We start from the raw sequence: 12,376 nt of genomic DNA on the forward strand, positions 1-12,376 counted from the left end.
CCATGGGCCTGGCGAGAAAACGCTTGGCCTTCTCTTCATAATCGGCAATACTTTTTCTATTCAGCGACAAAGATGATTTACATTTGTCGGGGATAACGAGAACACAAAGTGCCGTTGAACGAGGAGAAGCCCAATGAAAACCCTGACATCGAAGCGCAATCCTGCCAAAGTGCTGCTGTGGAGCGGCTTGCTCGTGGGCATTGCGATTTTTCTGCTGACGCCGTCGGCGCACGCCGCCGCCTTCATGCTCTGACATACCGTCGCCGCGCCTTGCCGGGGAGCCGGTCCGCCGGTTCCCCACGAACCGTACCGGGCTCCCTTCGCGCTTCACCCCATATCCGGTCTCTTTCCGACGGCGTGGCTCAATGTGCTTCGCTTCTCTCCCTCTCGATCACGGCGTCCATCTCTGCGCTTCCGCTCCGTCGCCCGAGCCTTTCCGTGTGAGCGTGATGCCGGGGCCGGTGAGGCGCTTCCGGCTGGCGGACCAAACCATGGCGACCAAGACCCGGTCCGGTCGCCAACGCGCCACAGGCATGGGGCATGGTACCCGCTGTCCTGAAGACGGTTGAATCCGGAGTGGCGGTCAATTGAGTGATAGTGAATTTCCATAAAGTTTTCAGGGTATCTGTCGATAATGGGTTGACGCTTTGCATTGATGGTTCATAACATCATCAGTAACTTGCTTTGGTACCTACTATGAAGACACTTCGTCCCCTTCGTCTGGCGTTGCCTGGCGTGTTCCTTGTCCTGACCGCGTGCGCCACGGCCCAGGCTCCGTCCGAAAAGACCGCGCCCGTGGTTCGAACTCCGCAAGCCCGGCCGGCCGAGGACGGCATGACCGGTGTCGGATTTGTCGGGCCGGGCATCGAAGCCGAAGCGCCCAGGACGGTGGTCAAGGAAGTGAATCCCTACCAGCCCGTGACCATTCGCGTGACCGGCAGCGGCACCGCGCCGTACTCCAAGGCGCTGACGCCCTCGCAACGCAAGCTGTTGTCGCTCAGGGCCGCCCGCCTGGATGCCTTCCGCGCCATTGCCGAACAAGTGCAGGGCATGAAATTGATCGGCAACAGTACGGTGGCCAACATGATCGCGACCAGCGACGGTTTTCGCACTTATGTGGACGCCTATCTGCGCGGTGTGAACATCGTATCCAATGCCATGCAGCCGGACGGCACCAGCGAAGCCGTGGCCGAGATCGTGCTGGACAAGACGTTCTATCAGGAATTCCGGCGCGCTCTGGAAAAAACCGGCAGCGTCATGAAAGCGGCGCAGGAGTCGCCGGCAAATGGCAGCGAGCAGCGCGAAAATGCCGCGCCGCCGCGCTATAGCAGCAATTACTACGTTTCCCAATGATGAACTGGACTGTTGTGTTGCGCCGGATTGCCGCCCTGGGGGCGGCTTTTGTTTTGGTTTCGGGGCTGGTGCGCGCCCAAAGCATTACCGCCCGGGGAGCGGCGCCCCTTGATGCCGGCCGTTCGGCCGCGCGCGAGTTGGCGATTCAGGATGCCGTCAACCAGGCCGCGCTGAGTGTCGGCGCCCGGGTCGAATCGGCCGAGATGCTGGAGGGGGGGCGCTACCGGGAAACCGGCAGCCTGACCGCCTCGCCGCTGGGCGGCAAGGTGAAGGTGCTCAGCGAATACGCCGAGGGGGGCCTCTACCACGTCAAGATTGCCATCGATACGCCCGACAGAGCGGCCGAACCCGCGCGCTCGGCCAGTACCGATCCGTCCTGCGCCGCGCCGGGCGGGCGGTCACTGCGCAAGAAACTGGTGACGACCTGGTTCGCTGTCCGGGATCCGGCCGATGCCTCCGATCTGACCGGGCTGAGTACGCGCCTGCCCTCCGTGCTGGCCGAGCGCCTTGGCGCCCGTCCCGCGTTGTCGGTGACCGATGCGGGGGGGATCGGCGTATTGCCGGACGCCCGCATGAGCGACCCGCGGGCCGGCTCGGACAATGTCCGTCTGATCGGCGCGAAAGAAGGCGCCCAGTTTGTCGTGGCCGGTCGTGTCGTTTCCACGTCCGTGACGTCCCGGTTTTTGCGGCCTACGCTGTTCGAATCCCATAACACCAGCCAGCAGGGCGTTTATTACGACGGTCCGCTATCAGGAATACTCGGCGGCGCGGTGAAATACGTGCCTACCGAGCGTCAATTCGATGCCGAAATCTGGTTGTATGACGCGCTGACCGGCGCCGTTTTGCTCAACGACCGGATTTCGACTCTGGCCCGCGGCGGTTCCGTGGTGCCCGCCAATCCGGTGCCGTTCGGTTCGGCCGCGTTCTGGCGAACCGATTATGGCCAGGCGATCGACGGTTTGCTCGACAAGGCGGTGGCAAAACTCGATGCCACACTGTCATGCATTCCGTTTTCCGCGAAGGTGGTGGAAGTCGACGACACCGGCAAAAGCTATATTTCCGCCGGAGGACTCGATGGTCTGAAAGTCGGCGACAAGCTGCTTTTGTACCGGCAACAGTCCCGTGCCGCCGGAAACAATCCCGAGCTTGGCATTGCCGAAACCCTGGTGGGAACGGTCTCTCTCGTGCAGATCCAGCCCCGGCTCTCGATCGCCGTCGCCGAGGGCGGGGGCAAAGCGGCGCAGGCCGGCGATATCGTTCGCTATCAACCCAAACGCTGATTTTCCTTTGCCGGTTTCCCTGTGTCCGGCCGTCAGTTCCGAGCTGTCCGGCCGGACAGTCACCTTGCTTTCCTCCTTGCCATTCCTTGCCTGTAAGTCATAACACTCAAAAGGCGGGCTTGGTGACATTCTTCTTTACTCCTGCCATTCCTTCATCCTGAATCCCGACGCCCGCGCCTTCCTGCGAAAGGTTCTACCATGCTGTTTTTCACGTTGCGCGGGCGAAGGTCCCCGTTGTTTTTCCTGCTTGTTTTCCTGGTGTCCGCACGGCTGTCGGCGTGCGAGCCCCCCTCGCCGGTGACCGAGGCGTTGCTGCGCGACTATCCCACGGAAATCGCCAGTGTCACTACGTTCCGGACCACGGGGCTGAGCCGTCAGGAGGCCGACGACTTTCTCAAGAGTGCTGCGGGGAGTCGGCTGCTGGACGCGCTGGGCAAGGCGGATCCCGGTGCCGCCGCCGATACGCTTTACGCCCGCGCCCTTGATCTCGTGCTGTCGGGCAGCGATGCGCCGCGCCTGATTTCTCCCGCGGAATCCTTGGTCAAGCTTGTTCCCCACGGGCAGTCGGTCAGTGCTTACAGCGCGTATTTCACGACAATGGACGAAGTGGAGCGCATCGACGGGGAAGGGCGGTGCTTTGCCGATGCTTTCGCCGTGCCCGTGCGCAGCGAGGCGGCGCGCTATGATCTCTATGCGATCGAACCTCGGTCCGCGGACGCGCTGATGTTCGCAAGCACGATCGCGCCGGCCCGGGAGCTCGATGGCAAGGTGATCCGGCGTGGAGGCGCCATGCAATACCTGGTGCCCAATCGCAAGGACTGGAGCGAACCGCGAAAACTCCGGGAGCTGGCGCAATGACCGCTTATGATCCTGCCCGCGTGAAGGCCGCCGCCTCCGCGTTGCGGGCGGTGATGGCGCGCCATGCCGGAGCCGATGCTCAGGCACGGGCCCTGTCGGAGGCGCTCGCGCCTTTTTTGGCGCAGGCCATCTCGGGAACGGCCGGACCGATAGAATGGTCCGCGATTCCTGGCGCCACCTTGTTCAGCGAAGGCGGACTGGGACGCTATCCCGATCTTGAGGCCGCCTATGCCAGTTTTCGCATCGAAGTGTCGGGCGGGAGCAGTCCGGTTCTGGAGCGCTTGAGAAAAAAGCGGGGCGGCCATGACTGAATGACCGGTCCCGTGTGTCTTTCAGTGCCGGGGGGCGTCAAGGATGGGTATGCCCTGCCCGCCGCGGCGTTCGCGCCGGTCGAAGAAATGCCCCATCAGGCTCAACAGCGGCCGGCGCCGGTTGCGCAAGGAGAAGACGACCTCGCTGAGCGTTTCCGGGGAACTTCCCGTGCGTGCCGCGGCAAGCGCGGCGCTGGCCTGCGGCAGCCGGTACCATGGTAGCCAGGGGAAGAGGTGGTGGGCGATATGCAGATTGAAGTTGAGGATCACGAAACGCGACCACAGCGGCACCGTGGCGCAATCGTGGGATACGCCGTCCTGCTCCCAGAGCGACAATCCTTCATGGTCCTCGGCGAGTATCGGAGCTTCGGCGTGATGCGGCAGGTTCAGCATTTCCACCATGGCGAGCAGGAACACCCAGACCGGCAAGTAGAAGCCGGCGAGTGTGCCCAGCGCCTCGTGGCGCCAGGCGATGACGAAAACGGTGGCGTAGCCTGCCAGGTAGACACAGGCGAAGAGCAGTTGCTTGCGGTTACGAATCGACCGGTCTCCCGCCGCGCGCGCCCTGAACGGGGCGAGCCAATGGCCGAGGAAGTGGTTGGCGGCGATCATGGGGATCCAGTATTTCCACATTCTTTCCAGACGGTGGGCTTCCTTTTCTGTCATGACGGCGAATTTGGCGATCATCGCGCGGTTTTCCGGATCATGGACCGGGTGGGCGGTCCAGGCATGGTGCGCCAGATGATTCTGTTTGCGCACCAGATAGGGCAGGCCGATGAACCAGGCGGCTCCGTGCCCGACCACATCGTTGAGAAACCGGCTGGCCGCCACGGTGTTGTGGGTGGCTTCGTGCATGATCAGGTACAGCTGCACGAGAGCGAAGCCGGCCACCAGCCAGGCCGCCAGGTTCGACAGCAGCGCGTCGGCGTTCCACAACGTCCAGGCGGCGCCCATCAGCGCGATATCGGCCAGCCACACCAGCACTGTCCAGGGTTTTTTTTCCTGACCGGGAAATGCTTTGCGAATTGCCAGCCATTGGTCTTTTGTCATTGCTCGGATCCTCCCCGTGTATTGGATAGCCCGCTGGCGGCGAGCCTTGGCGAAACGTCAAACCAGCCTGGCCGCGAGTTGTGCGAATGCCTGGTCCATCGTGGCGATTTCTTCCTCGAAACCATTGGCCTGAGGCGAGTCGTCGAACCGGCGACGGACAAGCATCAGCGCATCGAAGCGCGCGCCTTCCCGCCAGTACCATGCCGGCAGGTACGCGGTAATGGCGAAGCCCATGGCCAGCATGCGGCGGGTCAACTGATGTTTGTCTGCCAGAATCCGCGCGCAGACATAGTCGGCCTTCCCATGCGTGGCAAGAAACCGTTCGAGGTCGTCGGCCAGGCCGTTTTCTTTCGGGGCCGCCCCCGTGTAGCCGCCCAGCGTCAATGCTCCGATCCGCGCATCGAAGGTGTAGCGGAAACCATCCGTTTCCTGTTCGTGTTCTGTGCCGACCAGGCAGTCCTCGGGATAGGGGCCGGGCCGTATCGCCAGGCCAAGAGGCGCATAGACGGCGTCGCGCAGGAAGTCCCAGTGAAGCATCGCGCGTTGCGCGGGCGTGACATGGATGAACCGGCCGGCGGCCGGCGGATGCACGGCGGTCATGTGGTATTCGCGAACACCGTCCACGGTATTGGGCCCCCCATCGTGGCCGACCAGCACCGAATCGATCAGTTTGCGCATGGCGTGAAGGGCGACGGGGTGGCGCATGGAAAAATACCCCAGCTCCGCGGGATCCTGCGGCATGCAGTCAAGGCAATGGCGGGCAAGGCGCGTGACGATGCCAAGGTGGCGCAATTCCGGCAGTACCACGCCAAAGCACGCTTCGCGCGAGCGATTCCAGGCATGCCGGGCCAGGCAGGCGCAGGCGCCGATTCCCTCCGGCGTGTCGAGGACGAACCAGCGATGACTGCCGTCTTCGATGCCCGCGCGAATGAACCCGTCGTCAAGGCATGGGTGGCTGGTATCGCCGTAGGTTCTCCGGAAAAGCCGGACCAGGCCCGGGCAATCGTCAGGCGTGGCCGGCCGGATGGCCCGATCCTCAATGTTGCCGGACAGAAACGGGGCCGTTGTTTCGTGGCACGTTGCGCTGTGTTTTGTGTGCATGGAGTGTCCGATCGGTGGTTATCGGCTTTCTGCCATGGAGGGGCATGCCCGTGTCGCGAAGCGGCGGGCGAATGTTTTCTCGGGAAATTTTCTTCCATGCTACTGCGTGGATGGATGACCCGAACCTGATAATAAAGTCAGTAAGGGTATTGTTTTTTCGGAAAGAAAAACCGCCCGGGTTTAGGTGCCGGGCGGTGGAGGGGGTCTTGAACCTGAAGGAAGATCAGCCCTGGGCCAGCCAGTTGCCCGGGTGGGATTCGAGCCAGGTCTTGAGTGTTTTGGCGTCGTTCACGCGCGCGGCGCTGCCGCCGGCGGCCAGCAGCACGATGATCAGCGGCTGGGACCCGATGGTGGCCTGCATCACCATGCAGCGCCCGGCCTCCTGGATGTAGCCGGTTTTTTGCAGGGCGATCTCCCAGTCGCCCTCACGCACCAGCGCATTGCTGTTCTTGTAGTGCAAAAGGCGGTTGCGGACGATGTGCACCTCGTGTTCGGGGGTCGTGGTGAAGTTGCGGATCAGCGGGTAGTTCTCCGCGGCGCGCACCATGCGGGCCAGATCCGCCGCCGTCGATGTGTTGCGGGTATCCAGTCCGGTCGGTTCGTAGAACACCGTGTCCTTCATGCCCAGTTGGCGGGCTTTCTGATTCATTTTCGCCACAAAAGCGTTCAGACCGCCCGGCGAGGTACGGGCCAGGGCGTTGGCCGCGCGGTTTTCCGAGGACATCAGGGCGAGGAGCAGCATTTCGCGGCGGGTCAGGGTCGTGCCGATGGCCAGCCGCGATGTGGTGTTCTTGAGGCGGTCGATCTCGGCGTCGGTGACGGTGACCGGGTCGTCCATCGGCACGCCCATGTCGAGCAGCACCATGGCCGTCATCAGTTTGCTGATCGACGCGATCGGCATCCGTTGTCCCGCATTCTTCTCGTAAAGGGGCTCGCCGGTCACGCCGTTGAGCACCAGCACGGACTGGGAGCTCAGGTGCGGACCGCCCGGACTGAAGGTCTGCATGCTGGCGTGGCGCAGGTTGCTGCGCCGGATGCTGACGGGCGGCGGAGCGGGTTTTCGCAGGGTGATGGAGACTTTGGAAGGGGTTTTGCGTACCGCGCTTTTCACCTGGGCGGTCTTGTTGCGCGCGCCCGGCTTCTTGGCGATATGGTGGGCAGCGGCATGCGTTTTGCGCGGCTCCTTGGCTGTCTGGGCGACAGCGGCCACCGGCATGGCCAGTGACGCGGCGACCAGCCAGCGTACGATATTCTTCAGCATCGTGTCTTTCCCGTGGGTCATGCGAAAAAAAGCTAATCCAGTCTATTTTAAATCAAACAAATGACTCGTGTAGGAGCATTTTTCCTTTTGTGGAACGACTATCAAGACAAGCGGTTTTTTTGACGTCCATGGCGTAAAATCTTTCCTGTTCCACCGCCCCGAAAGGTCATGCCGTGTCCACTGTAAATGACAGTCCGTTTCGTCTTCATCTGCCTTACCAGCCCGCCGGCGATCAGCCCGAGGCCATCCGGCGTCTGGTCGAGGGCATCGAGGACGGCCTGTCCTACCAGACGCTGCTGGGTGTGACCGGTTCCGGCAAAACCTTCACCATGGCCAATGTCATCGCCCGCACCGGCCGACCGGCCATCATCATGGCGCACAACAAGACCCTTGCCGCGCAGCTGTATTCGGAAATGCGGGAGTTCTTTCCGGATAACGCCGTCGAGTATTTTGTTTCGTACTACGACTACTACCAGCCCGAAGCCTATGTGCCCAGCCGGGACCTGTTCATCGAAAAGGACTCGAGCATCAACGAGCATATCGAGCAGATGCGCCTGTCGGCGACCAAATCGATTCTCGAGCGGCCCGACTGCATCATCGTGGCGACCGTGTCGGCCATTTACGGTATCGGCGACCCGGGCGAATACCATCAGATGATCCTGCACCTGAAGGAAGGTGAGGCGCTGCCGCAGCGCGAGATGATCGCGCGCCTGGTGGCCATGCAGTACGAACGCTCCGACATGGATTTCGCGCGCGGTACTTTCCGGGTGCGCGGCGATATCATCGATATCTTCCCCGCGGAAAGCGCCGAGACCGCCATCCGGGTGTCTCTCTTCGATGACGACATCGAGACGCTGACGCTGTTCGACCCTCTGACCGGAGCGACGCGCCAGCGCGTCGGGCGCTACACCGTGTTTCCATCCAGCCACTATGTGACGCCGCGCGACACGGTGCTCAAGGCTTGCGAGAAAATCAAGGCCGAGCTTGGCCAGCGTATCGAGACTTTCCAGAGGGAGGGCAAGCTGGTCGAAGCCCAGCGCATCGAGCAGCGCACCCGTTTCGATCTGGAGATGCTCTACGAAATGGGCTTTTGCAAGGGCATCGAAAACTATTCGCGGCATTTTTCCGGACGGGGTCCGGGCGAGCCGCCGCCGACGCTGATCGACTACCTCCCGAAAAACGCCCTGATGTTCATCGACGAGTCGCACGTCACGGTGCCGCAGATCGGCGCGATGTACAAGGGCGACCGGGCGCGCAAGGCCAATCTGGTCGATTACGGTTTCCGGCTGCCCTCGGCGATCGACAACCGGCCGCTCAAGTTCGACGAGTTCGAGCGCCTGATGCCCCAGACCGTTTTCGTATCGGCCACCCCGGCCAATTACGAAGCCGAGCATGCCGGGCAGGTGGTCGAGCAGGTCGTGCGTCCGACGGGGCTCGTCGATCCGGTGATGGAGGTGCGCCCGGTCGCCACTCAGGTGGATGATCTGCTGTCGGAAATCAAGGCGCGCAGCGACGCCAACGAGCGGGTGCTGGTCACCACCCTGACCAAGCGCATGGCCGAGCAGCTGGCCGACTACTATACCGAGCACGGCGTGCGGGTGCGCTACCTGCATTCGGACATCGACACGGTGGAGCGGGTGGAAATCATCCGCGACCTGAGGCTCGGCATGTTCGAGGTGCTGATCGGGATCAACTTGCTGCGCGAAGGGCTGGATATCCCCGAAGTCTCTTTGGTGGCGATTCTCGACGCCGACAAGGAAGGCTTCCTGCGCTCCGAGCGTTCGTTGATCCAGACCATCGGCCGGGCGGCGCGCAACCTCAACGGCAAGGCCATCCTCTATGCCGATGTGATTACCGACTCGATGCGCCGCGCCATGGACGAAACCGAACGCCGCCGCGCGCGACAGATCGCGTTCAACGAGGCCAACGGCATCGTGCCCAGGGGCGTGAACAAGAAAATCAAGGACATCATCGACGGTGTCTATTCCGCCGAACCGGATCGCAAGCGGTTGGTCGAGGAGGCGCGTGTGGCGGTGATGGACGAGAAAGCCCTCGCCAAGGAGCTCAAGCGGCTGGAGAAGGCCATGTCGGATGCCGCGCGCAATCTGGAGTTCGAAGAGGCCGCGCGCCTGCGCGACGAACTGAAAGCCCTGAAGGAAAAGGCCTGGATCAACGGTTTGTGAGCACGGGAGAGACACGGAAGATGGAACGCTGGCTGTTTGTCTGCATGGGCAATATCTGCCGTTCGCCGACGCTGGAGGGCGTGATGCGCGAACGCATCGCCAGAGCCGGGCTCACCGGCCGGCTCGAGGTCGATTCCGCGGGCACGGGGCCTTGGCACGCGGGCAAGGCGCCCGACGAGCGCAGCGCCCGGGCGGCCGCGCGCCGGGGTTATGATCTGACGCCCTTGCGGGCCCGTCAGATCGTGGCCGGGGATTTCGAGCGCTTCGACCTTATTCTCGCCGCGGATCGGGACAACCTCGCCTGGCTTCGCGAACGGTGCCCCGAGATCCACCTGCACAAGCTGCGGCTGGCGTTGTCGGTGCTGGAGGACGGCGCCGAGATTCCCGATCCCTACTTCGGCGGCGAGGATGGTTTCGAGCGGGTGCTGGATTTGGTCGAGGCCGCCTGCGACGCATGGCTCGCCGGGCGCTTCCACGGCGACGCCTGACGCGGTAAGCTCTGGGCAAAACAACGACAAAGAGTCATTCACCGAATGCCCAACGAACCCATCTCGCTGCCCAAGCCGATCGAGGTCGCGCCAAGCCACACGGCCGATATCGTCCTGCCCAGGCTGACGGGCCGCCAGCCGCTGGCCCGGCAAGTGGTGATCGCCATCGGCTCGTCGACCGGGGGAACGGAGGCGCTGCGCGTGCTCCTGACCGCCCTGCCGGCGAACATGCCGCCGATCCTTATCACCCAGCACATGCCGGAAATGTTCACCAAGTCCTTTGCCGCCAGGCTTGACAGCCTGTGCCGGCTGACCGTCAAGGAGGCGGCGGACGGCGAGCGCCTGCAGCCCGGACATGTCTATATCGCGCCCGGGCACTCTCACTTGCTGGTCAAGCCCGCGCCGACCATCGGCTTCGCGGTCGGACTGAGCCGCGCGGATCCGGTGAACCGCCACCGCCCTTCGGTGGATGTGCTGTTCCGCTCGCTGGGCAATCTGGTCGGTAAAAATGCCATAGGTGTGATTCTTACCGGCATGGGGCGCGATGGCGCGGCCGGCATGCTGGAGATGAAGGAGGCCGGCGCGTATAATATCGCCCAGGACGAGGCGTCCTGTGTGGTCTTCGGCATGCCCAAAGAGGCCATTGCGCTGGGCGCGGTGCATGAAGTCCTGCCGATCGCCTCGATGGCCGGGCGCCTTGCCGCGCTGGCCGTGCAACGACAACCTTCAGCCTGACCGACGCCGCCCTATGCCCATCACTTCCCTGCCCGTGCTTGTCGTCGAGGACGACGCGGATCTGCGCGAAGCCATCGTCGACACTCTGACCCTCGCCGGCTATGCCACGCACGAAGCGAGCGACGGGTCGTCGGCGCTCGCCAAGCTCGAACGTCATCCGATCGGACTCGTGGTATCCGACGCCCAGATGGAACCGATGGACGGCTATGCGCTGTTCGATGAGGTCAAGCGCCGCTATCCGGGCATTCCCTTCATCCTGATGACCGCTCACGGGGTGATCGAGCGGGCGATCGACCTCTTGCGCGCCGGAGCGAGCCATTATCTGCTCAAACCCTTCGAGCCGGCGGCGCTCATCGCCGAGGTCGGCCGCCATATCCTGGCGATGCCGGAAGGCCCGGGCGACGACGTGGTCGCCGAGTCGCCGGCGATGCGGCAGGTGTTTTCCCTGGCGGGGAGAGTGGCGCGCAGCGACGCGACCGTGTTGCTGTCCGGGCCCTCCGGCACCGGAAAGGAAGTCCTGGCGCGTTACATCCACCGCCATTCGGCGCGCTCGGGCGGGCCGTTCGTCGCCGTCAACTGCGCGGCGATTCCCGAAACCCTGCTCGAATCGACCCTGTTCGGGCACGAGAAGGGCGCCTTCACCGGCGCCGCCCAGACCATGCCGGGCAAGTTCGAGCAGGCCCAGGGCGGCACCTTGCTGCTCGACGAGGTGACCGAGATGCCGCTGGCCCTGCAGGCGAAACTCTTGCGGGTCATTCAGGAGCGCGAGGTCGAGCGGGTGGGCGGCGCGAAAACCATTCGTCTCGACATCCGCCTCGTGGCGACCACCAATCGCGATATCCAGTCCGAGGTGGCGGCCGGCCGGTTCCGCGAGGATCTGTTTTTCCGGCTGAACGTGTTCCCGCTGAAATTGCCCGCGCTGTCCGAAAGGCGCGAGGATATCCTGCCGTTGGCACGCCGTGTGCTTAAGAAGTACTCGGAGGCCGCTTCGCGCTCCGGCTTGTCCCTGTCCGGCGAGGCCGAGCGCGAATTGACGGCCCATAGTTGGGAGGGTAACATCCGCGAACTGGAAAATGTCATTCAGCGGGCGGTCATTCTTGCCGCCGGGGCGGAAATTCTTGCCGCCGACCTGATGCTGCAAGGACAGTTTTCCGGTGAGGGACTGGTTACCCCCGCCCCGGTGAATCCGGTGTCCGATGACGCGGACATGCGGTCGCTGGAAAAAAGGCATATATTGGAAACGTTGGCGGCCACGGGCGGCGTGAAAAAGCTCGCGGCGGAAAAACTGGGCATCAGCGAGCGGACCCTGCGCTACAAGCTGCAGCGGTACCGCGACGAGGACGCTGAGGGATCCGGCGAGGATCCGGCCCCGTCGCCGACATGAGATATACGGAGCAACCATGTCAATACAAGGTGTCGACCAGCTTCTTGGCGAGTTGAACGCCGCGTCGGCGCTGGCCGCCGGAAAGGCGCCGCCCAAGACGGATCCTGCGGCCGGTACCGTGGATTTCGGCGATGTGCTGAAGGCCACGATCGAGCAGGTGAACTCGGCGCAGCAGACCTCGCAGGAGATGCAGAAGCAATTCGAGCTGGGCGAAGAGGGGGTCAATCTGCAGGACGTGATGGTCTCCCTGCAGAAGGCCAGCCTGTCGTTCCAGACCATGGCCCAGGCACGCAACAAATTGATGAGTGCGTACCAGGAAATCATGAATACCCAGGTTTAGCGCTGTTTTCGATTCACGCCGACAGCGGTGAG

At 63.2% G+C, this 12,376-nt stretch carries 12 protein-coding genes; 9 read left to right on the forward strand and 3 right to left on the reverse strand.

The window, feature by feature from the left end:
• Positions 1–696: 696 nt before the first annotated feature.
• From JNO50_RS05310 to JNO50_RS05325, 4 genes are all read left to right on the forward strand, one after another.
• Entirely contained in the window at positions 697–1,353 is a 657-nt protein-coding gene (locus JNO50_RS05310) for an LPP20 family lipoprotein (RefSeq protein ID WP_189532309.1), read from the forward strand.
• Entirely contained in the window at positions 1,350–2,633 is a 1,284-nt protein-coding gene (locus JNO50_RS05315) for a flagellar assembly protein T N-terminal domain-containing protein (protein WP_229804554.1), read from the forward strand. The genes JNO50_RS05310 and JNO50_RS05315 overlap by 4 nt, the downstream gene beginning before the upstream one ends.
• A 198-nt stretch (positions 2,634–2,831) precedes the next feature.
• The gene (locus tag JNO50_RS05320; protein ID WP_189532311.1) at positions 2,832–3,491 is read left to right on the forward strand and encodes a hypothetical protein; all 660 of its coding nucleotides are present in this window, start codon (positions 2,832–2,834) and stop codon (positions 3,489–3,491) included.
• On the forward strand, positions 3,488–3,802 hold the full coding sequence (locus JNO50_RS05325; RefSeq protein ID WP_189532313.1) for a hypothetical protein: 315 nt from the start codon (positions 3,488–3,490) through the stop codon (positions 3,800–3,802). The genes JNO50_RS05320 and JNO50_RS05325 overlap by 4 nt, the downstream gene beginning before the upstream one ends.
• 21 nt (positions 3,803–3,823) lie before the next feature.
• Here the strand turns inward: JNO50_RS05325 and JNO50_RS05330 are convergent, their stop codons facing one another.
• The 3 genes from JNO50_RS05330 to JNO50_RS05340 all read right to left on the reverse strand — a co-directional run bounded on the left by JNO50_RS05330 (position 3,824) and on the right by JNO50_RS05340 (position 7,214).
• Positions 3,824–4,852 (reverse strand): fatty acid desaturase family protein, encoded by a 1,029-nt coding sequence (locus JNO50_RS05330; RefSeq protein WP_189532315.1) that lies wholly within the window; start codon positions 4,850–4,852, stop codon positions 3,824–3,826.
• Positions 4,853–4,909: 57 nt separating this feature from the next.
• Complete coding sequence (locus JNO50_RS05335; RefSeq protein ID WP_189532317.1) at positions 4,910–5,953, reverse strand: GNAT family N-acetyltransferase; 1,044 nt, start codon at positions 5,951–5,953, stop codon at positions 4,910–4,912.
• A gap of 223 nt (positions 5,954–6,176) precedes the next feature.
• Positions 6,177–7,214 (reverse strand): D-alanyl-D-alanine carboxypeptidase family protein, encoded by a 1,038-nt coding sequence (locus tag JNO50_RS05340; protein WP_373298317.1) that lies wholly within the window; start codon positions 7,212–7,214, stop codon positions 6,177–6,179.
• A gap of 173 nt (positions 7,215–7,387) precedes the next feature.
• On the opposite strand from JNO50_RS05340, the gene uvrB reads away from it, so the two are divergent.
• Genes uvrB through fliE form a run of 5 tightly spaced genes read left to right on the forward strand, consistent with a single transcriptional unit; the run spans position 7,388 to position 12,344 of the window.
• The gene (uvrB, locus tag JNO50_RS05345) at positions 7,388–9,397 is read left to right on the forward strand and encodes an excinuclease ABC subunit UvrB (RefSeq protein WP_189532319.1); all 2,010 of its coding nucleotides are present in this window, start codon (positions 7,388–7,390) and stop codon (positions 9,395–9,397) included.
• 20 nt (positions 9,398–9,417) lie between these two features.
• On the forward strand, positions 9,418–9,885 hold the full coding sequence (locus tag JNO50_RS05350; RefSeq protein WP_189532320.1) for a low molecular weight protein-tyrosine-phosphatase: 468 nt from the start codon (positions 9,418–9,420) through the stop codon (positions 9,883–9,885).
• A gap of 45 nt (positions 9,886–9,930) precedes the next feature.
• A complete protein-coding gene (locus JNO50_RS05355; protein ID WP_189532322.1) occupies positions 9,931–10,620 on the forward strand; it encodes a chemotaxis protein CheB in 690 nt (229 codons plus the stop codon).
• A 13-nt stretch (positions 10,621–10,633) separates the two neighbouring features.
• Positions 10,634–12,004, forward strand: coding sequence for a sigma-54-dependent transcriptional regulator (locus JNO50_RS05360; protein ID WP_189532325.1), 1,371 nt, complete (start codon positions 10,634–10,636; stop codon positions 12,002–12,004).
• Positions 12,005–12,020: 16 nt separating this feature from the next.
• Positions 12,021–12,344 (forward strand): flagellar hook-basal body complex protein FliE, encoded by a 324-nt coding sequence (fliE, locus tag JNO50_RS05365; protein WP_189532327.1) that lies wholly within the window; start codon positions 12,021–12,023, stop codon positions 12,342–12,344.
• Positions 12,345–12,376: the final 32 nt, after the last annotated feature.

The sequence above is a fragment of the Paludibacterium paludis genome, assembly GCF_018802605.1.
Lineage (GTDB): Bacteria > Pseudomonadota > Gammaproteobacteria > Burkholderiales > Chromobacteriaceae > Paludibacterium > Paludibacterium paludis.

Excerpts from the sequence above, each read along its gene's own strand:
- JNO50_RS05310 (WP_189532309.1), top strand. The coding sequence starts at position 697 with ATGAAGACACTTCGTCCCCTTCGTCTGGCGTTGCCTGGCGTGTTCCTT.
- JNO50_RS05315 (WP_229804554.1), top strand. The coding sequence starts at position 1,350 with ATGATGAACTGGACTGTTGTGTTGCGCCGGATTGCCGCCCTGGGGGCG.
- JNO50_RS05320 (WP_189532311.1), top strand. The coding sequence starts at position 2,832 with ATGCTGTTTTTCACGTTGCGCGGGCGAAGGTCCCCGTTGTTTTTCCTG.
- JNO50_RS05325 (WP_189532313.1), top strand. The coding sequence starts at position 3,488 with ATGACCGCTTATGATCCTGCCCGCGTGAAGGCCGCCGCCTCCGCGTTG.
- JNO50_RS05330 (WP_189532315.1), bottom strand. The coding sequence starts at position 4,852 with ATGACAAAAGACCAATGGCTGGCAATTCGCAAAGCATTTCCCGGTCAG.
- JNO50_RS05335 (WP_189532317.1), bottom strand. The coding sequence starts at position 5,953 with ATGCACACAAAACACAGCGCAACGTGCCACGAAACAACGGCCCCGTTT.
- JNO50_RS05340 (WP_373298317.1), bottom strand. The coding sequence starts at position 7,214 with ATGCTGAAGAATATCGTACGCTGGCTGGTCGCCGCGTCACTGGCCATG.
- JNO50_RS05350 (WP_189532320.1), top strand. The coding sequence starts at position 9,418 with ATGGAACGCTGGCTGTTTGTCTGCATGGGCAATATCTGCCGTTCGCCG.
- JNO50_RS05355 (WP_189532322.1), top strand. The coding sequence starts at position 9,931 with ATGCCCAACGAACCCATCTCGCTGCCCAAGCCGATCGAGGTCGCGCCA.
- JNO50_RS05360 (WP_189532325.1), top strand. The coding sequence starts at position 10,634 with ATGCCCATCACTTCCCTGCCCGTGCTTGTCGTCGAGGACGACGCGGAT.
- fliE (WP_189532327.1), top strand. The coding sequence starts at position 12,021 with ATGTCAATACAAGGTGTCGACCAGCTTCTTGGCGAGTTGAACGCCGCG.